Source organism: Brevundimonas sp. NPDC058933, assembly GCF_049315965.1.
GTDB lineage: Bacteria > Pseudomonadota > Alphaproteobacteria > Caulobacterales > Caulobacteraceae > Brevundimonas.
In genome coordinates, this window is sequence record NZ_JBMOSL010000002.1 from 115911 (window position 1) to 140283 (window position 24373).

General features: G+C 68.4%; 25 protein-coding genes. 16 read left to right on the plus strand and 9 right to left on the minus strand.

Annotated elements, in window-relative coordinates; all coding sequences use genetic code 11:
• Window positions 1-11 precede the first annotated feature (11 nt).
• The gene (locus ACOZBP_RS06475; protein WP_422675589.1) at window positions 12-680 is read left to right on the plus strand and encodes a thioredoxin family protein; all 669 of its coding nucleotides are present in this window, start codon (window positions 12-14) and stop codon (window positions 678-680) included.
• A gap of 191 nt (window positions 681-871) precedes the next feature.
• Here the strand turns inward: ACOZBP_RS06475 and ACOZBP_RS06480 are convergent, their stop codons facing one another.
• Entirely contained in the window at window positions 872-1348 is a 477-nt protein-coding gene (locus ACOZBP_RS06480) for a hypothetical protein (RefSeq protein ID WP_422675590.1), read from the minus strand.
• Between the two features lie 153 nt (window positions 1349-1501).
• On the opposite strand from ACOZBP_RS06480, the gene pgi reads away from it, so the two are divergent.
• Window positions 1502-3106, plus strand: coding sequence for a glucose-6-phosphate isomerase (pgi, locus tag ACOZBP_RS06485; RefSeq protein WP_422675591.1), 1605 nt, complete (start codon window positions 1502-1504; stop codon window positions 3104-3106).
• 61 nt (window positions 3107-3167) lie between these two features.
• Here pgi and ACOZBP_RS06490 read toward each other — a convergent pair whose 3' ends face one another.
• Window positions 3168-3920, minus strand: coding sequence for a hypothetical protein (locus tag ACOZBP_RS06490; protein WP_422675592.1), 753 nt, complete (start codon window positions 3918-3920; stop codon window positions 3168-3170).
• A 156-nt stretch (window positions 3921-4076) separates the two neighbouring features.
• On the opposite strand from ACOZBP_RS06490, the gene ACOZBP_RS06495 reads away from it, so the two are divergent.
• Entirely contained in the window at window positions 4077-4484 is a 408-nt protein-coding gene (locus tag ACOZBP_RS06495; protein WP_422675593.1) for a hypothetical protein, read from the plus strand.
• Window positions 4485-4544: 60 nt separating this feature from the next.
• Here ACOZBP_RS06495 and ACOZBP_RS06500 read toward each other — a convergent pair whose 3' ends face one another.
• Complete coding sequence (locus ACOZBP_RS06500) at window positions 4545-4967, minus strand: hypothetical protein (RefSeq protein ID WP_422675594.1); 423 nt, start codon at window positions 4965-4967, stop codon at window positions 4545-4547.
• A gap of 238 nt (window positions 4968-5205) precedes the next feature.
• Between ACOZBP_RS06500 and groES the strand changes: the two genes are divergently transcribed.
• Together groES and groL are read left to right on the plus strand one after the other, a co-directional pair.
• Entirely contained in the window at window positions 5206-5493 is a 288-nt protein-coding gene (gene groES, locus ACOZBP_RS06505) for a co-chaperone GroES (RefSeq protein ID WP_008259448.1), read from the plus strand.
• A 55-nt stretch (window positions 5494-5548) separates the two neighbouring features.
• Entirely contained in the window at window positions 5549-7195 is a 1647-nt protein-coding gene (groL, locus tag ACOZBP_RS06510; protein WP_422675595.1) for a chaperonin GroEL, read from the plus strand.
• A gap of 233 nt (window positions 7196-7428) precedes the next feature.
• Here groL and ACOZBP_RS06515 read toward each other — a convergent pair whose 3' ends face one another.
• The gene (locus ACOZBP_RS06515; RefSeq protein ID WP_422675596.1) at window positions 7429-8370 is read right to left on the minus strand and encodes a LysR substrate-binding domain-containing protein; all 942 of its coding nucleotides are present in this window, start codon (window positions 8368-8370) and stop codon (window positions 7429-7431) included.
• Between the two features lie 89 nt (window positions 8371-8459).
• On the opposite strand from ACOZBP_RS06515, the gene ACOZBP_RS06520 reads away from it, so the two are divergent.
• Window positions 8460-8606, plus strand: coding sequence for a hypothetical protein (locus ACOZBP_RS06520; protein WP_422675597.1), 147 nt, complete (start codon window positions 8460-8462; stop codon window positions 8604-8606).
• Between the two features lie 124 nt (window positions 8607-8730).
• Window positions 8731-10374, plus strand: coding sequence for a leucyl aminopeptidase (locus tag ACOZBP_RS06525; RefSeq protein WP_422675598.1), 1644 nt, complete (start codon window positions 8731-8733; stop codon window positions 10372-10374).
• Window positions 10375-10380: 6 nt separating this feature from the next.
• On the opposite strand, the gene greA is transcribed toward ACOZBP_RS06525, so the two are convergent.
• Window positions 10381-10857: a transcription elongation factor GreA gene (gene greA / locus ACOZBP_RS06530; RefSeq protein ID WP_422675599.1), complete on the minus strand. Its 477-nt coding sequence runs from the start codon at window positions 10855-10857 to the stop codon at window positions 10381-10383.
• A gap of 48 nt (window positions 10858-10905) precedes the next feature.
• Between greA and ACOZBP_RS06535 the strand changes: the two genes are divergently transcribed.
• The 3 genes from ACOZBP_RS06535 to ACOZBP_RS06545 are packed head-to-tail and all read left to right on the plus strand — an operon-like array spanning window position 10906 to window position 15044.
• Window positions 10906-12132 (plus strand): TIGR03862 family flavoprotein, encoded by a 1227-nt coding sequence (locus ACOZBP_RS06535; RefSeq protein WP_422675600.1) that lies wholly within the window; start codon window positions 10906-10908, stop codon window positions 12130-12132.
• Window positions 12133-12175: 43 nt separating this feature from the next.
• A complete protein-coding gene (locus tag ACOZBP_RS06540; protein WP_422675601.1) occupies window positions 12176-13867 on the plus strand; it encodes a M28 family peptidase in 1692 nt (563 codons plus the stop codon).
• Window positions 13868-13898: 31 nt separating this feature from the next.
• Window positions 13899-15044 (plus strand): serine hydrolase domain-containing protein, encoded by a 1146-nt coding sequence (locus ACOZBP_RS06545; protein WP_422675602.1) that lies wholly within the window; start codon window positions 13899-13901, stop codon window positions 15042-15044.
• Here the strand turns inward: ACOZBP_RS06545 and ACOZBP_RS06550 are convergent.
• The 3 genes from ACOZBP_RS06550 to ACOZBP_RS06560 form a co-directional block, all read right to left on the minus strand.
• Window positions 15041-15592: a YybH family protein gene (locus ACOZBP_RS06550; RefSeq protein WP_422675603.1), complete on the minus strand. Its 552-nt coding sequence runs from the start codon at window positions 15590-15592 to the stop codon at window positions 15041-15043. The two genes, ACOZBP_RS06545 and ACOZBP_RS06550, sit on opposite strands and share 4 nt — an antisense overlap.
• Window positions 15593-15623: 31 nt before the next feature.
• Entirely contained in the window at window positions 15624-16628 is a 1005-nt protein-coding gene (gene rarD / locus ACOZBP_RS06555) for an EamA family transporter RarD (RefSeq protein ID WP_422675604.1), read from the minus strand.
• Between the two features lie 113 nt (window positions 16629-16741).
• Window positions 16742-17788, minus strand: coding sequence for an aspartate-semialdehyde dehydrogenase (locus ACOZBP_RS06560; protein WP_422675904.1), 1047 nt, complete (start codon window positions 17786-17788; stop codon window positions 16742-16744).
• Between the two features lie 156 nt (window positions 17789-17944).
• On the opposite strand from ACOZBP_RS06560, the gene zapE reads away from it, so the two are divergent.
• Window positions 17945-19081: a cell division protein ZapE gene (zapE, locus tag ACOZBP_RS06565; RefSeq protein ID WP_422675605.1), complete on the plus strand. Its 1137-nt coding sequence runs from the start codon at window positions 17945-17947 to the stop codon at window positions 19079-19081.
• Window positions 19082-19335: 254 nt separating this feature from the next.
• On the opposite strand, the gene mdh is transcribed toward zapE, so the two are convergent.
• The gene (gene mdh, locus ACOZBP_RS06570; RefSeq protein ID WP_422675606.1) at window positions 19336-20298 is read right to left on the minus strand and encodes a malate dehydrogenase; all 963 of its coding nucleotides are present in this window, start codon (window positions 20296-20298) and stop codon (window positions 19336-19338) included.
• A 141-nt stretch (window positions 20299-20439) separates the two neighbouring features.
• On the opposite strand from mdh, the gene ACOZBP_RS06575 reads away from it, so the two are divergent.
• From ACOZBP_RS06575 to sdhA, 5 genes are all read left to right on the plus strand, one after another.
• The gene (locus ACOZBP_RS06575; protein ID WP_422675607.1) at window positions 20440-21186 is read left to right on the plus strand and encodes an EcsC family protein; all 747 of its coding nucleotides are present in this window, start codon (window positions 20440-20442) and stop codon (window positions 21184-21186) included.
• Window positions 21183-21599 carry an HIT domain-containing protein gene (locus ACOZBP_RS06580; RefSeq protein WP_422675608.1) on the plus strand — a complete coding sequence of 139 codons (417 nt, stop codon included), beginning with the start codon at window positions 21183-21185 and terminating at the stop codon, window positions 21597-21599. Before ACOZBP_RS06575 ends, ACOZBP_RS06580 begins: the two co-directional genes overlap by 4 nt.
• Before the next feature lie 200 nt (window positions 21600-21799).
• A complete protein-coding gene (sdhC, locus tag ACOZBP_RS06585) occupies window positions 21800-22177 on the plus strand; it encodes a succinate dehydrogenase, cytochrome b556 subunit (RefSeq protein WP_422675905.1) in 378 nt (125 codons plus the stop codon).
• Window positions 22174-22572: a succinate dehydrogenase, hydrophobic membrane anchor protein gene (locus ACOZBP_RS06590; RefSeq protein ID WP_422675609.1), complete on the plus strand. Its 399-nt coding sequence runs from the start codon at window positions 22174-22176 to the stop codon at window positions 22570-22572. Before sdhC ends, ACOZBP_RS06590 begins: the two co-directional genes overlap by 4 nt.
• Window positions 22573-22579: 7 nt before the next feature.
• Entirely contained in the window at window positions 22580-24364 is a 1785-nt protein-coding gene (sdhA, locus tag ACOZBP_RS06595; protein WP_422675610.1) for a succinate dehydrogenase flavoprotein subunit, read from the plus strand.
• Window positions 24365-24373: the final 9 nt, after the last annotated feature.

Genomic DNA, 24373 nt, shown 5'->3' on the forward strand with positions numbered 1-24373 from the left:
GAGACCACCCGATGTTCCGCATACTGACCGTCGCCTCCGCCTCCCTGCTGGTTCTGACCGCCTGCCAGCAACAGCCCGCCGCCGCGCCGGACAAGGCCGCGACCCCAGCCGCCGCCACGCCCGCCGTCGCCGGCCCCGGCGACATGGCCCCGGCCTTCACCCTGGTCGACGCCGAGGGGACGCAACGCTCGCTGGCCGACTTCAAGGGCAAGACCGTGGTGCTGGAGTGGACCAACGAGGGCTGTCCCTATGTGAAGAAGCACTACACCGGCGCCATGCAGGACCTGCAGCGCGAGGCGACCGCCGACGGCGTGGTCTGGCTGACCATCATCTCCTCGGCGCCCACCACGCAGGGCTATGTCGAGGGCGAGGAAGCCCGCGCCTGGAAGGCCAAGCACAAGGCCGCCTTCACCCACCTGCTGCTCGATCCGACCGGCGAGGTCGGCAAGCGCTATGACGCCAAGACGACGCCCGACATGCGCATCATCGATCCCGAGGGGCGTCTGATCTTCGTCGGCGGCATCGACGACAAGCCCACCAACAAGGTCGAGGACTTGGCCGGCGCCAACAACTTCGTCCGCGCCGCCCTGGCCGACGCCAAGGCCGGCCGGCCGGTCCAGACCCCCTTCGCCCAACCCTACGGCTGCGCCATCAAATACCCGGAGACGGTCGAGAGCTGAGGCCGCCGCCTCAGACCTCTAAACCTCTACGGATGGTGAGTGGGCTTTTTCAAACCGGGCTCAAGTAGCCCGAAGGGCGATAGGCCCCAAAAGAATGCGCCTCAAGTAGCCCGAAGCGCGGCAGGCCCCAAAAGTACGGGCCTCAGGTAGCCCGAAGGGCGATAGGCCCCAAAGAAAGCCTCGCCAGGCGGCTACGCCGCCGGGCGAGGCGGCGAGGTGATGACCTCGACATTGTCGTTCAGCAGATAGGCCAGTTCTTCCAGCGCCACCCTGCGTTCGGCGGCGTTGGGGGCGGCTTCGACGGCGGCCACCTTCTTCGGCATGTCCTCGGAAATGCCGCGCAGGATGCACTTCAGGTCGTTGTCCGTGCCGCGTTCCTTCAGCACCAGGTGGCCCTGCAGGTCGCGGGCGGCGAGGTCGCTCGCCTGGGTCTTGAAGCCGGTGAAGGCGGGACCGGCGATGAAGCCTTCGCCGTCAGCGGCGCCCGAGGCGATCCAGCCGTCCACGATGGTCTTCAGCGCGCCCGAGCGCGTCACCAGATCGGCGAACAGGGGCTCATGTGCGACCGAGACGGGGGCGTCGGCGGCGACGGGCGGCTGGGCGGCGGCCTCGGCGACCGAAGGATCGCTGAGCATCAGGGCGGCGGCGAGGATCAGTCCGCAGGACATGAGACATCCCTTTCAGTGACGACCGAGGCAGGCGTTTCCGCGCAGAAACCCATGTTGACCGGTCTTTGATTGAACTCTTTTAGGCCTGAGCCATAAACGAAGGGTTGCAAGCGTCATGCCGATCTCTGGCCGGCGCTCATGGGGGAGACGAGGATGCCGCACGCCGCCTGGACCGAACTGGAGGCCGTCGCCCGCCGCGACGCCGACGCCCGCATCCTGGATCAGTTCGCCGCCGATCCCGATCGCCTGTCGCGCCTGACCGTGGACGCGGCCGGTCTGCATCTGGACCTGTCCAAGCAGAGCTGGACCCGTGCCGGCTTCGACGCCGCCCTGGCCCTGGCCCGCGCCGCCGACGTCGAGGGCCGTCGCGCCGCCCTGTTCGGCGGCGAGGCCGTCAACGCCACCGAGGGCCGCGCCGTCCTGCACCCTGCCCTGCGCGCGCCCGGCGGTGCGAACTTCCACGCCCTGGGCGACGCCGTGTCGGCCGACGTCGACGACGTTCGACACGCTATGGCGAACTATTCCAGGATTGTGCGCAGCGGCTCCGAAACCGGCGCAACGGGCCGCCCTTTCAAGGCCGTTGTCCACATCGGCATCGGCGGGTCTGATCTGGGGCCGCGCCTGGTCTGGGACGCCCTGCGCCCGCTACAACCCGAGATCGACCTTCGCTTTGTCTCCAACATCGACCCAAGAGACATGGCCGAGGCCCTGACCGGGCTGGATCCGGAGACCACCCTGGTCATCGTCGTGTCGAAGACCTTCACCACCCAGGAAACCCTGGCCAACGCCGAAGCGGCCAAGGCGTGGCTGGCCGGGAGCCTGCCAGAAGAACGACGTGACCGTCATTTCATCGGCGTCACCGCAGCCCCGGAAAAGGCTCGAGCTTTTGGGTGCGCGCGCGTGTTCGGCTTCAGCGACTGGGTCGGCGGGCGCTATTCCCTGTGGTCGGCGGTCAGCCTGTCCTGCGTCATCGGTCTGGGCTGGGATGTCTTCCAGGGCTTCCTCGACGGCGCCGCCGCCCTGGACCGGCATTTCCTGGAAGCCCCGCTAGAGACCAACGCCCCCGTCCTTTTGGCCCTGGCCCAGATCTATAACGTCGATGGTCTGCATCGGCCCGCGCGCACCGTCGCCCCCTACGCCCACGCGCTTCGCCGCCTGCCCGCCTTCCTGCAGCAGCTGGAGATGGAATCGAACGGCAAGCGGGTGCGCCGCGATGGTTCTCCGGTCGGGCGCCAGACCTGCCCCGTCGTCTTCGGCGAGCCCGGCACCAACGGCCAGCACGCCTTCTTCCAGCAGATCCATCAGGGGCCGCAGGTGGTCCCGGCCGAGTTCGTCATCGTGGCCCGCACGCACGGCGAGACCCCTGAGAGCCCGCTGTGGTCCAACGCCCTGGCCCAGGGTCAGGCCCTGATGCAGGGCAAGACCGAGGCCCAGGCCCGTGCCGAACTGATCGCCGGCGGCGCGTCCGAAGCCGAGGCCGACCGCCTGGCCCCGCACAAGACCTTCCCCGGCAACCGGCCCTCGACCGCCATCCTGATGGACCGCCTGACGCCGCAGACCCTCGGCGCCCTGATCGCCCTCTATGAACACAAGACCTTCGTCGAGGGCGTGATCTGGGACATCAACAGCTTCGACCAGTGGGGCGTCGAACTGGGCAAGGTTCTGGCCAGGGCCGTCCTCAAGGACGTGGCGGCGGGCGCGCCCTCGGCCGATCTCGACCCCTCGACGGCGGCCTTGCTGACTCGCCTTCTGGCCTGACGCGCGCACGAAAAAGGGGCGGGCGCCGCAACGCCCGCCCCTCTCGTGTTTCAGTTCCCTATCAATAGGGGTCGATGCTGCGCACTCGACCATCGCTGCTGGCCACGCAGACCGAGCGATAGGACCCGGTCCCCATCACCATCTGCCAGTCGCCATTGCCCAGATCACGCACGCTGATCGGCGTCGAGCTGCCGCGCGGCCGGCTCTGATAGTCATCGGCGCGGGCCGAGCAGGCCTGTTGCGCGGCCCAGGGCGCACGGCGAACATGGTCCGTGTTGGAGGCGCGACGATTGCCCCGTTCAGCCTCTCCCGCCAGATAGCCGTCGTGATAGGCCTCGCTGTCGTTGCGATCATAGTTGGAGCCGTAGAGGGCGTCCTGATAACCGCGTGAATAGTCGTTGTCGTGGCTGTCGTCGCGATTGTCGTGGCTGCGGTTGTGGTGGGCCAAGGCCGCCGCCAGACCGATCACCGCCGCCCCGGCCAGAACGGCCGCCGCCGCATTGCTTCCACTGTCGCGCGAGCCGCCGCCGTCGCAGAGATTGCGGTCCATCCGGTCGATCGAGGCGTAACGGCCGTCCGTGGTGGTGATCTGGACGCAGTCATCGCCGCGCCGCCAGTAGCTCCACTTGGAGTTTCCGCCCTCCTGGGTGCGGACGAAGGCATAGCCCCGGCTCTGCACCGCCCCTTCCGCCTGACCGGCGCGCGCGCCGACCAGATCGCGCAGGTCCGGCGGCGTCTGGGCGGCCGCCGGGAAGGAGGCCGCCAGCAGGGCCGCGGCGGCGAGAACGGCGACGGGCGCCTTGGGCAGGGTCATGAGGACTTCTCGGCTGTTCGATGTTGGGAGGACGAAATCGAAGCGACGGCGCACTGTTGGTCAGCATCGACCAACAATGGTGGTTGTTCAATCCCGACGGTCGGTGGAACTGCCCGCCAGCGTCGCCGTTTCACGGCTTCAATCCGGAGAGATCTGATGTTCCGATACGCCGTCCTCGCCGCGTCCGCTCTTGTCGCCATGGGGGCCATCGCCGTCCCTGCCGTCGCCCAGGATCACGGGCGCACTGAACGGGTCCAGTTCGCGCGCGGGGCCTCGTCCGCCACCCTGCAGGGCAATGTCCACGGCTACGACTCGGTCGACTATGTCGTAGGCGCCCGTCGCGGTCAGACCCTGACCGTAAGCATGCGGACCACCAACGCCTCGGCCTATTTCAACGTCCTGCCCAGCGGCGGCGACACGGCGCTGGACGGCGCGGCCAATGTCGTCAACTGGCGCGGCGCCCTGCCGGCCAACGGCGACTATGTCGTCCGCGTCTATCTGATGCGCAACGCCGCCCGCCGCGACGAGCACGCCAACTACACCCTGACCGTCGGCGTGCGCTGACGCCAGATGCAAAAAGGCCCGGCGTCGCCGCCGGGCCTTTCTTCATTCAGGCGCCAGATCCTACCAGCGGCGGTCGTAGCGATAGTCGCGACGGTTGTCGTGGCGGTCATAGCGACGGTCGTAGCGGTCACGGCCCTGATAGCGGCCGTTGTTGTAGTAGCCGTCGCGGCTGTTGATGCCGTGGTCGCGCTCCCAGTGGCCCTGGTTGCGGTAGCAGCGGCCGCCGCGGTAATATTCGCAGCCGCTGCCGCGGTTGGTCGCCGTGGCGCCCAGAGCCGCGCCGGCCAGGGCGCCGCCCGCGACATAGCGTCCGTCGCCGTTGCCGATGATGGCGCCGGCCACGCCGCCGACGACGGCGCCCAGCACCGCGTCACGGCCGGTGTTGTCGCGATCACGGTCGCGATAGTTCTGGGCGGCGACAGGCGAGGCCGCCAGCATCGTCAGGGCCACAGCGCCGACGCCGATCTTGGAAATAGTCTTCATGGCGGGCTCCTTTCGAAAGCCGGTTGATCCGTTGTCCTTGTTTTAGGGGGTCCCTGCTGAACGACCCCAAGGGCGGCCGTTCATATTCAAGTCATCTTCGGCGCGGGAATTCGGCGGGCTCCGCCCTTGACGGTCCCCCACCCTCCCCCTAACTCCCGTCGCGTTAGCACTCGGGGAGGGCGGCTGCCAAAGCCGCAAGGTCCGGGGCTCAAATCGACACCTATCAGGAGATCATCAGATGGCGTTTCGTCCTCTCGGCGACCGCGTGCTGGTCAAGCGCGTTGAAGAAGAATCCAAGACCAAGGGCGGGATCATCATCCCCGACACCGCCAAGGAAAAGCCCCAGGAAGGCGAAGTCGTCTCCGTCGGCCCCGGCGTTCGCGATGAATCCGGCAAGGTCAACGCTCTCGAGCTGAAGGCCGGCGACCGCATCCTGTTCGGCAAGTGGTCGGGCACGGAAGTGAAGATCGACGGCGACGACCTGATCATCATGAAGGAATCCGACGTCCTGGGCGTGCTGTCGTAAGACAGGCCCGGTTTCCGGATTTTCTTTTAAAACCATCTAGATAGGAGCTGCCCACATGGCCGCTAAAATCGTAAAATTCAACACCGACGCTCGCGACAAGATGCTGCGCGGCGTCAACGTCCTGGCTGACGCCGTCAAGGTGACCCTGGGTCCCAAGGGCCGCAACGTCGTGATCCAGAAGTCCTTCGGCGCCCCGCGCTCGACCAAGGACGGCGTCTCGGTCGCCAAAGAGATCGAGCTGGAAGACGCCTTCGAGAACATGGGCGCCCAGATGATCCGCGAAGTCGCCTCCAAGGCGAACGACAACGCGGGCGACGGCACCACCACCGCCACCGTCCTGGCTCAGGCCATCGTGCAAGAGGGCCTCAAGGCCGTCGCCGCCGGCATGAACCCGATGGACCTGAAGCGCGGCATCGATCTGGCCGTCGGCGTGGCTCTGGACGAGGTCAAGGCCATCTCCAAGCCGGTCTCGAACAACTCGGAAATCGCCCAGGTCGGCACCATCTCGGCCAACGGCGACGCTGAAATCGGCGAGCTGATCGCCCTGGCCATGGCCAAGGTCGGCAACGAAGGCGTCATCACGGTCGAAGAAGCCAAGACGGCTGAAACCACCGTCGACATCGTCGAAGGCATGCAGTTCGACCGCGGCTACCTGTCGCCCTACTTCATCACCAACGCCGACAAGATGGAGGTCTCCCTCGAAGAGCCCCTCATCCTGCTCCACGAGAAGAAGCTGACCTCGCTGCAGCCCATGCTGCCGGTGCTGGAAGCCGTGGTTCAGTCGGGCCGTCCCCTGCTGATCATCGCCGAAGACATCGAAGGCGAAGCCCTGGCCACCCTGGTGGTCAACAAGCTGCGCGGCGGCCTGCGCGTCGCCGCCGTCAAGGCTCCGGGATTCGGCGATCGCCGCAAGGCCATGCTGGAAGACATCGCCATCCTGACGGGCGGCCAGGTCATCTCGGAAGACCTCGGCATCAAGCTTGAGACCGTCACCCTCGACATGCTCGGCAAGGCCAAGAAGGTCCAGATCACCAAGGACGACACCACCATCGTCGAAGGCGCCGGTGAGAAAGAGGGCATCGAAGCCCGCGTCGGTCAGATCAAGCGTCAGATCGAGGACACCACCTCGGACTACGACAAGGAAAAGCTGCAAGAGCGTCTGGCCAAGCTGGCTGGCGGCGTCGCCGTCCTGCGCGTCGGCGGCTCGACCGAAGTCGAAGTGAAGGAAAAGAAGGACCGCGTCGACGACGCCCTCAACGCCACCCGCGCCGCTGCCGATGAAGGCATCGTACCGGGCGGCGGCGTCGCCCTGCTGATCGCTTCCAAGAAGCTGGCTGACCTCAAGGGCGCCAACGCCGATCAGAACGCCGGCATCGCCATCGTCCGTCGCGCCCTCCAGGCTCCGATCCGTCAGATCTCGGAAAACTCGGGCGTCGAAGGCTCGATCGTGGTCGGCAAGGTCATGGAATCGAACGACGCTTCGTTCGGCTTCAACGCCCAGACCGAAGAGTACGGCGACCTCGTCCAGATGGGTGTGATCGATCCGGCCAAGGTGGTCCGTTCGGCTCTGAAGTCGGCCGCCTCGGTCGCCGGCATCATGATCACCACGGAAGCCGCCATCGCTGACGCCCCCAAGAAGGGCGGCGCCGGCGGCGCCCCTGACATGGGCGGAATGGGCGGCATGGGCGGCATGGACTTCTAAGTCCAAGCCCACCCAGGCTAGAACCAAGGAAGGGCGGGACCGAAAGGTCCCGCCCTTTTTCTATGCGCCGCGCCTCTCCCTCCCCTTCATGGGGAGGGTGGCTGAGGCCGTCAGGCCGAAGCCGGGTGGGGCGGCAGAGCAAATCAGACGTTGCGCTTTGTATCGCCTCGCCCTCCCCACCCGGTCTACGCTTCGCTCCGACCACCCTCCCCATGAAGGGGAGGGAGAAGGACCTACCCCGTCTCCCCCACTGCCCGCTTCGCCAGCCGCGCGCCCTCGACCACCGCCGGGTCGTCCCGCGCGGTGTCCAGCAGCCAGTCGCGGAAGCGGGCGATCTTGGGGGTCAGACGGCGGGCGGGCGGGTAACAGATCCAGTAGCCCTCGGCCAATGCGACGGTCTGATCGAAGGGGCGGACCAGCAGCCCCCGTTCGATCTCGCGCGCATAGAGGATGGGCGAGCCCAGGGCCACGCCCTGATCGCCCAGGGCCGCCGCCACCTCCATCGCCTGGTTGTCGGCGGTCAGGCGCGGCGACGGGGCGGCATCGGCGGGCGAGACCTGGGCGGCGGCGAACCAGGCGGCCCATTCGCGCGGCTCGCCGACCAGATGGGCGCGTTGCAGGTCGGCGGGGGTCTTCAGGTCCAGCCGGTCGCGCATGGCCGGGCTGCACAGGGGGGTGAAGACAGCGGGCATCAGGAAGCGGCTCTCCAGCCCCGCCCACTGACCCGAGCCGAACCGAAGCGCCACGTCCAGCCCGTCGGCGCCCAGCATCGACAGGGTCGGACTGGTGTCCACCCGCACCGCCAGATCGGGGTTGTCGAGCTGGAACGACCCCAGCCGCGTCGCCAGCCACTGGGTCGCCAGGGTCTGAAGCGTGGTGATGGCCAGCACGCCCTGGTCGGCCTCGACCACGTCGGCCACGGCGCGCCGCAACAGGGTCATGGCCTCGATCGAGGCCGTGGCCAGCCGCTCGCCCTCGGGCGTCAGCGACACCTGCCGCACGCCGCGCACGAACAGGGCGCGGTCCAGCCTCTGCTCCAGGTCGCGGATGCGCCAGCTGACCGCCGCCTGGCTCGTGCCCAGGGCCTCGGCGGCGCGGGTGAAGCTGAGCAGCCGCGCGGCGGTCTCGAACACCCTCAGGGCGTCGACGGGAATGCGGGACAGGACGTCAGCCATAAGCAAGCCTTATGCATGAGCCCCATCGTCCCGTTTGTGAACGCCCCGCGTCAACTACATATTCCGGCTTCACGAAAGGAGGACGACCGATGGACTACATTTACAGCACTCATAAGGAACCCGCGTGGGGCTGGATCGGCGCCCTGCTGGACGCCCGAAAGGCCGCCGCGCCCGTCGCGTCCAAACTCGTCGCCGCGCCCGCGCCGAGGCTGCGCCCCCGCCGCGCCGCCTGCTGACCCGCTGACCGCCCCGCCGCGACACGGCGTCGCGGTCCGTCGCTCTATCGCTGGAACGGTTTGCGCCGCTCCGGCGACCTTGGCCATAAAGGCACCTTCATCGACACCGAGGGGGCTCCGACCGATGCGCCGCACCACGAAATTCCCGACCTTCGCCGCCGCCGCCGCTGTGGCCGCTGTCAGCCTGAGCGTCGCCCTGCCCGCCGAGGCGCAATCTCGTCGTGCGGCCGCTGCCGAAGCCCCCGCCGCCCTGACGCCCCGCGCCGCGCCCGCCGTGCAGCGCCCCGTGACCTTCGCCGCCACGCCCGGCCAGGCCTCGGGCGCCCTGGTCCTGCCGCTGGGCGCCGAAGGCGATCTGGCGACGCGCGGCGCGGCGCTGAGCCCCGAAGTGCGTGAGGCCGTGGCCGCCGCCCTGACCGCCGCCCGCTTCGACTACAAGGCGCGTCAGACGCTCAGTCTGCACGGCGTCGGCGGCTGGGACCGCATCCTGGTCGTCGGCCTGCCCACGGACGCCAAGGCCGCCGACATCCAGACCGCGGGAACCGTCGCCGGTCGCGCCCTGATCGCCCAGCCGAGCGCGATGACCGTCCTGACCAGCGGCCTGTCCGCCGACAGCGCCGCCGAGCTGGCCACCGGCCTCGGCCTTGGCCAGTACCGCTCCGACCTGCACCGCACCACCGGCCGCGACGCCGCCGCGCCGGGCGGCATCACGCTCGTGGCCGACGACGCCTCGGCCGCTCAGGCCGCCTGGCGGCGCGGCGCGGCCCTGGTCGAGGCCATGGCCTGGACCCGCGACATTTCCAACGAACCCGCCAACGTCGTCTATCCCGAGAGCTTCGTCGAGCGCGCCCGCGCCGCCTTCGCGGGCGTACCCGGCGTCAAGATCGAGGTGCTGGACGTGCCCGCCATGCAGCGCCTCGGCATGGGCTCGTTGCTGGGCGTCGGCCAGGGCTCCGCGCGTCCGCCGCGCCTGCTGGTGGTGCGCTATCGCGGCCAGGGCGCGCCCGACGCCGGCCCGGTCGCCCTGCTGGGCAAGGGCATCACCTTCGATTCCGGCGGCATCTCGATCAAGCCGGGCGCCAATATGGGCAATATGAAGATGGACATGTCGGGCGCCGCCAGCGTCGTCGGCGCCGTCCTGGCCCTGGCCAAGGCGGGCGCGCCGGTCGACGTGGCCGCCGTCGCGGCCCTGGCCGAAAACATGCCCGACGCCAACGCCATCCGGCCCGGCGACGTCCTGACCGCGATGAACGGCAAGACCATCGAGGTCATCTCCACCGACGCCGAGGGGCGTCTGGTCCTGGCCGACGCCGTGGTCTGGGCCGACACCCGCCTGGATCCCGCGGCCATCGTCGATGTGGCCACCCTGACCGGCTCGGTCGGCGGCGCCCTGGGCAATGACTACGCCGGTCTGTTCAGCCGTCACGACGCCCTGGCCGAGCAGCTGAAGACGGCGGGCGACGCGACCGGCGAGCGTCTGTGGCGCCTGCCGCTGCACCCCTCCTATGTCGCGGCGACCAGCAGCCCCATCGCCGACATCAAGAACTCGGGCGAGGGCGGCGCGGGCGCGGGCACCGGCGCCCACTTCATCGGCTATTTCGCCCGGCCCGAGACCCCCTGGGCGCATCTGGACATCGCCAACATGGCTTACGGCGCCGCCAGCGACGTCAAGCCGGCCGGCTCTGCGGGCTTCAGCGTCCGCCTGCTGGAACGCTTCGTGCGCGACTTCCAGCCGGTGGCGAAAGAGAAGGGGACCGGCGGCTTCTAAGCCGCACTAATCGACGGCGACGATCTCGACCGACTGGCCCGCTACGGTCGCCTCGTCGCCGACCCGCCTGGCGATCAGGGCGCGGGCCAGGGGCGAGACGTGGCTGACTGAGCCCTTGGCCGGATCGGCCTCGTCCTCGCCGACAATGCGCCAGGTCTGGGTGCGGCCGTCCTCGCGTTCGATGGTGACTGAGCCGCCGAAGCGCACCCGACCGTCCGGCTTGGTTTCCAGCAACTGGGCCGAGGCCCGTCGCGCCGACCAGTAGCGCAGGTCGCGCGTGGCCCGCGCCATGGCCGTGCGATCCGCCTCGATCGAGCCCTTGGCCTGGGCCGCCGAATAGGCCGCCCGCGCCGCGGCCAGCTCGGCCTCGATCATCGCCATCCCCTCGGGCGTGACATGGTTGGGATGGGGCGAGATCGGGCGGTCCACCAGGTCGGCGGCCGTGGCTTCCAGATCTTCTTCTCGGGTGAAGGCGACGCTCATGATGACACAGCGTATGCCGTTCGCGGACGTTCCGGTCTAGAAGAGCCGATGACCGACGCTTCCTCCTCCGCTCCTTCCACAGTCACCGTGATCGGGGCCGGCCCCGCCGGACTGATGGCCGCCGAACGCCTGGCCTCGGCGGGCCTGCGCGTCACGGTTCATGAGCGGATGCCGTCCGTCGGCCGCAAGTTCCTGATGGCCGGGCGCGGCGGACTGAACCTGACGCATTCCGAGCCGCGGGCGCCCTTCCTCGCCCGCTACGACGCGCCGGCGCGTGATCGCGTGGCAGGGTGGCTGGACGCCTTCTCCCCCGCCGACCTGACCGCCTGGGCCGAGGCCCTGGGCCAGGAGACCTTCGTCGGCTCCTCGGGCCGCGTCTTCCCTCGGGCGATGAAGGCCTCGCCCCTGCTGCGGGCCTGGCTGGCCCGGCTGGAGAGCCTGGGCGTCGATATCCGCGCCCGCTCACGCTGGACCGGCTGGAAGGACGGCGCCCTCAGCTTCGACACGCCCGAGGGCGAGACGCTGGAACGGCCCGAGGCCGTGGTTCTGGCGCTGGGCGGCGCCAGCTGGGCCAGGCTGGGCTCCGACGCGGCCTGGACGCCCTGGCTGGCGGAAGCGGGCGTCGCCATCACCCCCTTCCGCCCCGCCAACGTCGGCTTCGACGTGGCCTGGTCGCCGCTGTTGCGCGACCGCTTCGCCGGCCAGCCGATCAAGGGAATCGCCCTGACCCACGCCGGGCGCACGGTGCGCGGCGAGGCCATGATCGCCGCCTATGGCGTCGAGGGCGGAGGCGTCTACGCCCTGTCGGCGGGCCTGCGCGACGCCATTGAGCGCGACGGTTCGGCTGAACTGACGCTGGACCTGCGGCCCGACCTCAGCCGCCCCGCCCTGACCCAGAAACTGCTGAAGCCGCGCGGCAAGGAGAGCCTGTCCAACTGGCTGCGCAAGATCGTCCACCTCGACCCCGCCGCCATCGCCCTGCTGCGTGAGGGCGGACCCCTGCCGACCGAACCCGGCCCGCTGGCGGCGCGCATCAAGGGCGTGACCCTGACCCTGACCGGGGTGCAGGGCCTGGCCCGCGCCATCTCCTCGGCCGGGGGCGTGAGGCTGGACGCCGTTGACGAGCGGCTGATGCTGACGGCCCGCCCCGGCGCCTTCGTCGCGGGCGAGATGCTGGACTGGGAGGCGCCGACCGGCGGCTATCTGCTGCAGGCCTCGATGGCCTCCGGCGTGGCCGCGGCTGACGGCGTCGTCGACTGGCTCAAGGGGCGCTGATCGACCAAGGCGGGGGTCGACAGGGCGGGTGAGAGGGGGCAGCGTGTCGCCTCCCCTTTCGCAGATGTTCGAGTTCGCCCTCATGCCGATGTCCCGTTCCGTCGCCGCGCTCGGCCTGATCGCCGCGCTGATGACCTCGACCTCGGCCCTAGCCCAGACGGCGCCGGGCCGCGTTGATCCGGCCCGGTTGAACGAGGCGACGCGGGTTCTGGCGTCCGACGATTTCGAGGGCCGCGCCCCGGTCACGCCGGGCGAGGACAGGACGATCGCCTGGTTGTCAGCCCAATTTCAGGCCCTCGGCCTGGAGCCCGGCGGGCCGGACGGATCCTGGGTTCAGGTGGCTCAGGTCAGCCGCACCAAGCAGGACGGACCGGCGACCCTCAGCGTGACCAGCAAGGGCCGGACCACGGCGCTGAACCGCGCCACGGACGTCATCGTCTCGTCCGACCGGCCGGTGAGCCGCATCACCCTGACCGACGCGCCCCTGGTCTTCGTCGGCTATGGCGTCGATGCGCCGGAGCGCGGCTGGGACGACTACAAGGACGTCGATCTGCGCGGCAAGATCATGCTGGTTCTGGTCAACGACCCCGACTTCGGCGCGCCCGAGGGCCACCCGGTGGCGGGCAAGTTCGACGGTCAGGCCATGACCTTCGCCGGGCGCTGGACCTACAAGTTCCAGGAGGCGGCGGCGCAGGGGGCGGCGGGCGTCCTGGTCATCCACGACACGGCGGGCGCGGGCTATCCCTGGTCGACGCTGGAGAACTCCTCGACCGCGCCCAAGTTCGACATCGTCCGCGCCGACCCGGACAAGGAGAGGGTGGCGGCCCAGGGCTGGATCCAGGGCGCGGTCGCTGAAAAGCTGTTCCAGGACGCCGGCCTCGACTTCGCGGCGCTGAAGGCCCAGGCGCGCACGCCCGAGTTCCAGCCGGTCACGCTGGACGGGGTGACCATGTCCATCGACTTCGGCCAGACCGCCGACCGGGTCGAGACGCGCAACGTCATCGCCCGCCTGCCGGGCACGACCCACCCCGACGAGACCGTCATGTTCGGCGCCCACTGGGACGCCTACGGCCGCGCCACGCCCAAGAACGGCGACGACATCTATAACGGCGCCGTGGACAATGCGACCGGCGTGGCGGGCGTGCTGGAACTGGCCCGCCTGTTCGCCGAGGGGCCGCGCCCCGAACGCTCGACCGTCTTCGTCAGCTGGGCGGCCGAGGAGACAGGCCTGCTGGGGGCCGAATACTACGCCGCCAACCCGGTCTGGCCGCTCGAGACCACGGTCGCCAACATCAATATGGACAGCCTGCTGCCAGGGACCGAGATCGACCCCAACATCGTCGTCATCGGCGCGGGCAAGAATGATCTGGACGACCGGCTGGCCGTGCTGGCGGGCCGCGAGGGCCGCCGCCTGATCCCCGATCCGGCGCCCCAGGCCGGGGCCTTCTATCGCTCCGACCACTTCCCCCTGGCGCGCAAGGGCGTGCCCGCCCTGTTCGCCGCCGCCGGCTTCACCGGCCACAACGCCGCCAGCCGCGACTATGTCGCCAACCGCTATCATCAGCCTACAGACGAATGGACGCCGGAGTGGAAGATGGACGCCGCGGCCGCCGATGTGCAGCTTCTGTATGAGGTCGGCTACGACCTGGCCAATTCGCGCGACTGGCCCGCGTGGAAGCCCGGCGACGAATTCGAGGCGGCGCGTCAAGCGTCGGCAGCGGCGCGCAAGCCGTGACCTTGGCCGACTGACGCGCTAGACCGCCCGCATGACCGACCTGCCTGAAATCCACGGCCTCTGCCCCGCTCGCTTCAACGCGGTGAAAGACGCTTTCGCCGCCAACTTCGTTGAGGCGCCCGAGGGGCTGAACGAACTGGCGGCGCGCTTCTCCGTCACGATCGACGGCGAGGTATTGCTGGACCTATGGGCCGGGTCGGCGGATCTGGCGGGGACCAAACCCTTCGCCGAGGATACCCTGGTTCCGGTCTTCTCGACCGGCAAGGCGATGATGGCCCTGATGATCGCGCGCTGCGTGGACAAGGGCCTGCTGTCCTATGAGGACCGGGTCGCCGACCACTGGCCGGCCTTTGGCGCGGCGGGCAAGGACCGCCTGACCGTCGGCCAGTTGATGAGCCACCAGTCCGGTCTGCCGGGCTTTTCCGACGGGGTCGAGCCGGCCATCTGGTTTGACCGTCAGGCGGTGCTGGACAAGCTGGCGGCCCAGGCCCCGCTGTGGGCGCCGGGGACCGCGTCAGGATACCACCCGATCACCATCGGCTATCTGGCGGGCGAGCTGTTCCGCATCGTCGACGGGCGCAGCATGGGCACGGCCCTGCGCGAGGACTTCGCCACACCGTTTGATCTGGACCTGTGGATCGGCCTGCCCGAGAGCGAGCATGGACGGGTGACCCAGCTGAGAAAGCCGGCTGCTGCGCCGGACCTTGGCCCGATCGACGCGATCAAGAAGGCCGCCTTCCTCGACCGGGGCTCGGCGCCGGGCGGGCGCGGCTCGACGGAATGGCGGATGGCGGAAATCCCCTCGGCCAACCTGCATGGCACGGCGAAGGATCTGGCGCGGATGATGTCCGTGGTCGCCACCGGCGGCGCGCTGGACGGACAGGCGGTGCTGTCGGAGGAGACGCTGGCCCAGGCGACGCGCGAGCGCATCCACGGTCAGGACAGGGTCCTGCCCTATGTCATGAGCTGGGCGGCGGGGTTCACCCGCAACGAGGGGCTGAAGGTCTTTGGGCCAAACCCGCTGGCCGTGGGTCATTGCGGCTGGGGCGGGTCGATGGCCTTCGCCGATCCGGACGCGCGGGTCTCGGCCGCCTATGTCATGACGCGCCAGTCGCCGCATCTGATCGGCGATCCGCGCGCCCTGCGGCTGGTCGAGGCGCTTTACGCCGTCCTCTAGGCGTCAGCGCCCCAGGCGAGCTGGTCATGGACGATGCGCCAGCCGTCCTCGGTACGGCGCAGAACGCGGGTAAACAGGCCCCGATGGGTCTTGCCTTCGCGGCGCATCACCACGCGGCCCGACACCACCGTGGTGTTGACATCGAACTGCAGGGTCTCGAACCACTCATACGTCATCAGCCCCAGCCCCCCGGGTTGGGCGGCGCGGGCTTGCAGCGCGGCGCGCACCGTGTCCGGCCCCTTCAGCGGGGTGTCGCCCAGGAAGACCAACAGGGGTTCGTCAGCCACATAGGTGGCCATAACCGCCTCCACGTCGCCCGATGACCAGGCCTCGGCGGCGGCGTCGAGGGTGTTGCTGACGGCGTCGAAGGTCTCGGCCGTGGTCGGCACCGCGACCGGCGGGGTCAGGGCGACGGAGGCTTCGGTCCGGGCGGTGCGGATGACTTCGTCACCGCCTCCCTGGATTCCGACGTTTTGAGCGCAGGCGGACGATCCTGTCGCCAGAGCGATGGTCAGGGCGAGGGCGGCGAAGGAGCGGGCGCGGATCATCACCCCTTCTAGGCTGGAACGCGGTCGAAGCTCAACGCGAAGGACGCGCGTCATCGTTGAGCGCCGCCATGCGGTCCTCGGCCGGGTCGTTCAGAAGGCCGGGTTCGGGCGCGACGATGGTCTCGGCCGTGCGACTGGACCGGCGGACCTTGAGGACCGCGCCGACGGCGAAGACGACAGCGCCCAGCCAGATGAAGGCGAAGGAGGCGATGCGAAGTGCGCCAAGGGCTTCGCCCTGCATGGCGCCGATGAAGAAGACGATGGTCGGGGCCAGGAACTGCAGGAAGCCCATGCTGGACAGGGGCATCCGTCGCGCCGCCCAGGCGAACAGGGCCAGAGGAATGACCGTGGCCGGGCCGGCGAACAGCAGCCAGAAGGTCGCGGCGGGCGTGGCGGTGAAATGCCCCTGACCGGTCGCCTCGATGAAGATGACCCAGGCCAGACCGGGCGCGGCCAGCAGCAGGCATTCCATGAAGAGGCCGGTCTGGGCGTCGACGGCGACCCGCTTGCGAATGATGCCGTAGCCGGCGAAGCTGAAGGCCAGCAGCAAGGAGACCCAGGGCGCGTGACCCAGGGCCAGGGTCTGCAAGACGACGCCGATCGCGGCCAGGGCGATGGCGGCGGCGCCGAAACGGTCGATCCATTCACGGAACAGCCAGGCCCCTGCCGCCATGTTGAGCAGGGGATTGAGGTAGTAGCCGAGCGAGGCGTCCAGTGTCCGGCCGTTGTTCACGGCGATGACGTAGGTGGTCCAGTTGGTGGCGATCAGCACCGCCGACAGGGCCAGCCAGCCCAGAACCCTGGGCTGGCGGAAGACGGCGAGAACTTGAGTCCATTGGCGCGCGATCAGCACCAGCAACAGGGCCCACAGCACCCCCCAGACCGCGCGGTGGCCCATGATCTCCCAGGCGTCGGCGCCCTGATGCGCCATCTGCTGGAAGACCAGGGGGATGAAGCCCCACAGCAGATAGCAGCCCACCCCCGCCATCAGTGCGGCGCGGGCTTCGGAAGAGTTCTGGGCGGGGGACGCGGTCACAGGGCGGACCTTTCGGCCTCCGCCGCGCCCAAACGCGACGGAGGCTTGGAGAGGATAGAACACTGGGCCTCAAGCAGCCCCGCGCCGCGCGCGGGGCGTTAGGCCCCCTTCACTTAGACCGTCAGCGTGCGATAGCCGCTGGACGGGGTGATGACGCCGGTTTCGTCCAGCAGCTGGGCGATCTGCACGGCGTTCAGGGCTGCGCCCTTGCGCAGGTTGTCGGACACGACCCAGAAGCTGAGGCCGTTCTCGACCGTCGGGTCCTTGCGGATACGCGACACGAAGACGGCATGGTCGCCGGCGGCGTCGACGGGGGTGATGTAGCCGTCGTGCTCCAGCTTATCGATGACCATGACGCCGGGCGCCTCGCGCAGGATTTCGCGAGCCTCGTCCGGCTCGATCGGACGATCGAACTCGACCGTCACGGCCTCGGAATGGCCGACGAAGACCGGCACGCGGACGCAGGTCACGGTCAGCTTGATAGAGGGGTCGATCATCTTGTGGGTCTCGTCCCACATCTTGGCTTCTTCGTCGGTGTAGCCGTCGTCGCGGAAGGCGCCGATGTAGGGGATGACGTTGAAGGCGATCTGCTTGGGGAACTTCTTCGGCGTGGCGTCGCCCAGGCCGTAGATGGCCTTGGTCTGGTTCCACAGTTCATCCATGCCTTCCTTGCCGGCGCCCGACACGGATTGATAGGTCGAGACCACGACGCGCTTGGCCTTCGCCGCGTCATGCAGGGGCTTCAGCGCCACGACCAGCTGGGCGGTCGAGCAGTTGGGGTTGGCGACGATGTTCTTCTTGCGCGCCAGCTTGACCGCGTCGGGGTTCACCTCCGGCACGATCAGCGGCACGTCCGGGTCCATGCGGAAGGCCGAGGAGTTGTCGATGACGATGGGACCGGCCTTGCCGATCTTTTCCGACCATTCCTTCGACACCGCGCCGCCGGCGCTCATCAGAACGACGTCGACGGTGGAGAAGTCGAACTGCTCAAGATCTTCGCACTTCAGCGTCTTGTCGCCAAAGGAGACCTCCACGCCTTTGGATTTTCGTGAGGCGATCGCGTGCATCTTGTCGACGGGGAAGTTCAGTTCCTCGATGATGTTCATCATTTCGCGACCGACATTGCCGGTGGCGCCAACGACGGCGACGCGATAGCCCATGACTAAATTATCCTTGTAGGGGCGCTGGGGAGAAAAGCGGTTCTGCATTTGGGTCTTTCGCAAGCGCGAAGCAACCAGTTTTCACCAAAATCCTGCTTCAGGGGACATGAATCCCTCGCCTTCCCTGATCTGCCCTCAAGGTCTATGCCGCTGACCATGACCTCCCGTATCCGCAACGCCTACGACATCCGCGTCGAAGAGGGCGTGATCGCCCCCGATCCGAAACAATTGGAGCTGCTGGCCGCGCTGGAACGGCTGGAGGCGGATCTGGCGAAGAAGGGTCTGTTTGGCCGCCCGCCCGAGGTCAAGGGAATCTACATCTGGGGACCGCCGGGGCGCGGCAAGTCCATGCTGATGGACCTCTTCTATTCGGCCACGCCCGAGCAGAAGAAGGTCCGCGCCCACTTCCACGCCTTCATGGCACGCATCCACGACCTGGTGAAACAGTGGCGTGACGGCGACGCCCGCACCCGCAAGGCTGTGTTCGGGACCGCCAAGGGTGACGACCCGATCCCGCCGATCGCGGCCCTGATCGCCTCGGAAGCCCGGCTGCTGTGCTTTGACGAGCTTCAAGTCACCGACATCGCCGACGCCATGATCCTAGGCCGGCTGTTCGACGCCCTGTTCGAGAAGCGGGTGGTGCTGGCCATCACCTCGAACCGCGCGCCGGAGGACCTCTACAAGAACGGCATCAACCGCCAGCTCTTTACGCCCTTCATCGACATCCTGAGGGAGCGTTGCGAGGTGGTGGAGACGGCGGGGGCGCGCGACTTCCGCCTGGACCGGATGGCCGGGGCCAAGGTCTGGTTCGCGCCGCTGGACGACGCGGCGCGTTCCGGCTTCGAGACCCTGTGGTCTGACCTCAAGGGCGGCGAGCCGGAGGAGCCGGCGGCCCTGCCGGTGCTGGGCCGTCAGGTCCGGGTCCAGCGTACGGTCGGCGGCATGGCGCGGGCCAGTTTCAACGAGCTGTGCGGATCACCTCTGGGCCCGCAGGACTATCTGGCCGTCGCCCGACGCTTCCACACCCTCTTCCTGTCCGACGTGCCGACGCTGAGCCCAGCCAACCACCATGAGGCGCGCCGCCTGGTGACCCTGATCGACGCCCTCTACGAGGCCAAGACGCGGCTGGTGGTCCTGGCCGAGGCCGAGCCCGAAGCCCTCTACGCCGAAGGGGTCGGGGCGTTCGAGTTCGAACGGACGGTGTCGCGGTTCAACGAGATGCAGAGCAAGGACTGGTTGGAGCAGCGGAGCGACGAGGACGCCGCCGAAGACGCGACTTCGGTTCACGCCTGACGCGGCCCATTCCCTCGCCCGCTCATCCCGGCGGACGCCGGGATTCAGTTAGAGCCTCAAATGTGCCGGTGGAAACAGGCGCCTTGATCCTGGCCAGCCCTCGAAGCCAAAGCGCCGGATCTCGGCGTCCGCCGGGATGAGCGGGCTCAAAGGATGGCGCACGAAAAAGGGCCGCGCCTTTCGGCACGACCCTTCGTATTTCAGACGCCTAAGCGCTCAACCAGCGAGCCGCCGCGCGGCCCGCGTTAGCGCCCTTAAGCCAGCGACGGCTCGATGTCCTTGCAGGCCTGGATCAGGCCGTTCACCGACTCGACCGACTTGGCGAACATGGCCTTTTCCTCGTCGTTGGTGGTGAACTCGACGATCTTCTCGACGCCGGCGGCGCCGATCAGGGCCGGGACGCCGACGTAGAGGTCCGACAGGCCGTACTCGCCCGACAGCCAGACGGCGCAGGGCAGAACGCGCTTCTGGTCCAGCAGGTAGGAGCGGGCCATCGCAATCGCGCTTTCGGCCGGGGCGTAGAAGGCCGAGCCGGTCTTCAGCAGGGCCACGATCTCGCCGCCGCCCTTGCGGGTGCGCTCGACGATGGCGTCCAGTTCGGCCTGGCTCAGGAAGCCGGCGGCGACGGCGTCCGGCAGCGGCAGGCCGCCCACGGTCGAGTGGCGCACCATCGGCACCATGTCGTCGCCGTGACCGCCCAGGGTCCAGGCGTTGATGTCCTGGACCGAGACGCCGGTCTTTTCAGCCAGGAAGTAGGCGAAACGCGCCGAGTCCAGCACGCCGGCCATGCCGACGACCTTGGCTTTCGGCAGGCCCGAGAACTTCTGCAGGGCCCAGACCATGGCGTCGAGCGGGTTGGTGATGCAGATGACGAAGGCGTTGGGGGCGTGCTGCTTGATGCCCTCGCCGACGGCCTTCATGACCTTGAGGTTGATGCCGATCAGGTCGTCGCGGCTCATGCCCGGCTTGCGCGGCACGCCGGCGGTGACGATGCAGACGTCGGCGCCTGCGATGTCGGCGTAGTCGTTGGCGCCCTTGAGCGACACGTCCTGACCGAAGACGGCCGAGGCCTCGGCGATGTCGAGGGCTTTGCCTTGCGGCGTGCCTTCGGCGATGTCGAACAGGATGACGTCGCCCAGCGCTTCGCGCGCGGCCACGTGGGCCAGGGTTCCGCCGATCATTCCGGCGCCGATAAGGGCGATCTTCGCGCGAGCCATAGAGGTCTCTCCAGTCGATGTTGCGTGTGCGAAACGGTACTCGATGGCGGGCGGTCTAGACCCGCAGCGGAGCGGGAGCAAGCGTCGGGCGTTGCGCCCTTGGTCGACCCCTGCGAGGGTCCCGAGATCCTGAGAGGCATCATGACCGCTGCGGAAGACGATCGACAGTATGAGGCGCGCGTCCTGGCCGAGGCCGAGGTCTGGCGCGAACGTCAGCTGCGCCGCCCCGGCCTGTGGGACAAGACCACGCGGGCGGCCCAGGACCGGATCAACAGGATCATCCCCGAGCGCGTCCACCAGGTCGTGACCTCGGGCGTCGAGATGACCACGCGGGGCATCATGACCGGCGCCGACTGGACCACGGCCAAGCCCTTGCTTCACGGCAGCCTTCGCAAGCGCGAAGAGCTGATCCAGACCCGCATCGACTTCTACCGCACCACGGCCAGCGTCGAGGGCGGGGTGGCGGGGGCGGGCGGCTTCCTGCTGGCGGCGGCGGACTTTCCGGCTCTGCTGGCGATCAAGATCAAGCTGCTGGCCGAGATCGGCGCCCTCTACGGCCATTCGGGCAAGAGCCTGAGCGAGCGGCTCTTCCTGCTGCGGATCTTCCAGATGGCCTTTTCCAGCGCCCGGCATCGGCCCGAGGCCCTGGCGGCGCTGGAGGCGGCCGGAAAGGGTCTGCACCAGCCCGAACGGATTCAGGACTTCGACTGGCGCAAGTTCCAGCTGGAGTATCGCGACTATATCGACCTGGCCAAGATGGCCCAGCTGATCCCTGTCATCGGGGCGCCTGTGGGAGCCGTGGTCAACTGGCGGCTGACGACCCGGCTGGCGACGACGGCGATGAACGCCTATCGCCTGCGCTGGTTCGAGGATGAGCATCTGACATGACCGAGTTTACCGCAGACCCCGCCTTCGAGGCCGGGTCCGTCTTCGCCGCCGACTGGCCTTTGTGTCAGGTGCGGCTGCAGGACGACGCCCGCTTTCCCTGGCTGATCCTGCTGCCGCGCGTGGACGGGGCGGTCGAGCTGGATGATCTGACGGCCGCGCAACGCGCGGTGCTGACCGAAGAGATCGTGCGGGCCGGCGAGGTGGTTCGCGCGCTCGGTCAGGCGGCTGGACGGCGCGTGGACAAGCTGAACACGGCGGCGCTCGGCAATGTCACCCGCCAGCTGCACGTCCATGTCGTCGGTCGCCGCCGCGACGACGGTTTGTGGCCCGATCCGATCTGGGGGCGGCCAGGGGCCGTTCGTCTGTCCGAGGCTGATTGCGAGGCCATGTTGCGAGCGATTCGCGAAGCCTGATCAGGAAATTGCGATCAGCGGCGCTTATCCGCCCCGGTTCGTTGACACCCGGCCTTTGCGGTCACTAAAGCCTATCGCACTGCAACCGGGCCTGTTTTTCCACAGGTTTTTTGAGAATCATTCGCATGTCGAACCTTCCCCAGGATGCGGGCGACCCGACTGGCCGCTACGTCCGCCACCCCAACGGCCATGTCGCGCCGATGTCGCCCTTTACCGACGTCTGGCGCTGGCACATGACCATGACGGCCTCCATCCTGTTCCGCGTGACCATCGGCGCGGCCACGGTAGGCGCCGTCCTGCTGCTCGGCTGGGTCGCCGCGGTCGCTTCGGGTCCCGAAGCCTACGCCAAGGTTCTGGCCTGCTCGGCCTCGCCGATCGGTCTTTTCGTCTGGTTCGGCCTGTCACTGGTGCTGTTCTCCTTCCTGCTGAACGGAACGCGCCACCTGATCAACGACGCCGGCAAGGGCCTTGATCTCAAGTCCGCCAATCTGATGGCCAACATCGCCGTCTGGGGCCCCCTGGTCCTGGTCGTCCTGTTCTGGGCCGTCCTGTTCGCCGCCGGAAAGGTTTCGCTGTGAGCGCCGCCCCCAAGTTCAAGAACCATGTGAAGGTCTCCGAGCGCCACGGCGCCGGCGAATGGAAGATCGAGAAGCTGGCGTTGCTGGCCCTGATGCCGCTGGGCCTGTGGGTCCTGTCGTCGGGCTTCACCCTGGCGGGCGCCGGCTATGAGGCGGTCGCCGCCTGGTTCGGCAATGCGCTGAACGCCGGCCTGCTGGGCCTGACCGCCATCGTCTTCTTCCTGTTCGCCAGCCTGGCCTGGAAGGTGATCATCGAGGACTACGTCCCCGCGCCCTCGGCCCGGACGACCCTGATCAACCTGTCGAACCTCGTCTTCCTCGTGCTGGCCGCCGCCAGCATCTTCTTCATCGTGCGTGTGGCGATGGGCTCCGCCCCGCTGCCCGCCGGAGTCTGATCCCGTCATGGCTGCTTACGAGCTTATCGATCACGAATACGACGTCGTCGTCGTCGGCGCGGGCGGTTCCGGCCTGCGCGCGGCCCTCGGCGCCGCACAGCAGGGCCTGAAGGTCGCCTGCGTCACCAAGGTCTTCCCGACCCGCTCGCACACGGTCGCGGCCCAGGGCGGCATCTCCGCCTCGCTGGGCAACATGGGCGAGGACAGCTGGCAGTGGCACATGTACGACACCGTCAAGGGGTCGGACTGGCTGGGCGATCAGGACGCCATCGAATACCTGGTCCGTAACGCGCCCAAGGCCGTTTACGAGCTGGAACACTGGGGCGTGCCTTTCAGCCGCACCGAAGAAGGCAAGATTTACCAGCGCGCCTTCGGCGGCATGACCCGCAACTTCGGCGAAGGCCCGGTGCAGCGCACCTGCGCCGCCGCCGACCGCACCGGTCACGCCATCCTGCACACCCTCTACGGCCAGTCGGTCCGTCGGGAAGTGAAGTTCTTCGTCGAATACTTCGCCCTGGACCTGATCATGCAGGACGGCGCCTGCACCGGCGTCACCGCCCTGCAACTCGACACCGGCCAGATGCACCAGTTCCGCGCCAAGATGGTGGTGCTGGCGACCGGCGGTTACGGCCGCGCCTACTTCTCGGCCACCTCGGCCCACACCTGCACCGGCGACGGAAACGCCATGGTGCTGCGCGCCGGCCTGCCCTTGCAGGACATGGAGTTCGTGCAGTTCCACCCGACCGGCATCTATGGCGCCGGCTGCCTGATCACCGAGGGCGCCCGCGGTGAAGGCGGCTATCTGACCAACTCGGAAGGCGAGCGCTTCATGGAGCGCTATGCGCCGACCGTGAAGGACCTTGCCCCGCGCGACATGGTTTCGCGCTCCATGACCATCGAAATCCGCGAAGGCCGCGGCGTGGGTCCGAACAAGGACCACATCTTCCTGCACCTGGACCACCTGGATCCCAAGATCCTGCACCAGCGCCTGCCGGGCATTTCGGAATCGGCCAAGATTTTCGCCGGCGTCGACGTGACCAAGGAGCCGATCCCGGTCCTGCCGACGGTCCACTACAACATGGGCGGCATCCCGACCAACTATCACGGCGAGGTGCTGACGCTGCGCGACGGCAACCCCGACAGCGTGGTTCCGGGTCTGATGGCCGTGGGCGAAGCCGCCTGCGTCTCGGTGCACGGCGCCAACCGACTGGGCTCCAACTCGCTGACCGACCTGGTCGTGTTCGGCCGCGCCGTCGGCCTGCGCTGCGGTGAAGTCGTCGACAAGGCCTCGGCCGTGCCCTCGGCCTCCAAGGCCCAGACCGACGAGCACCTGGCCCGCCTCGACCGCTTCCGCAACGCCTCGGGCTCGACCCCGACCGCCAAGCTGCGCCTCGAGATGCAGCGCGCCATGCAGTCCGACGCCGCCGTCTTCCGCACCGGCAAGACCCTGGACGAAGGCGTGGCCAAGCTGCGCCAGATCGATGCCGCCGGCGCCGACATCAAGACCACGGATCGCGGCCTGATCTGGAACACCGACCTGATCGAGACCCTGGAATACGACAACCTGATCGCCCAGGCCCTCGTGACCATCGAAGGCGCCGCCAACCGCACGGAATCGCGCGGCGCCCACGCCCGCGAGGACTTCCCCGATCGCGACGACGTCAACTGGATGAAGCACACCCTGGCCTGGAAGCGTCCGGGCGAAGGCGTCCAGATCGACTACCGTCCGGTCCACAAATACACGATGACCGACGACGTCTCGTACATCGAGCCCAAGGCTCGGGTTTACTAGGGAGAGCAG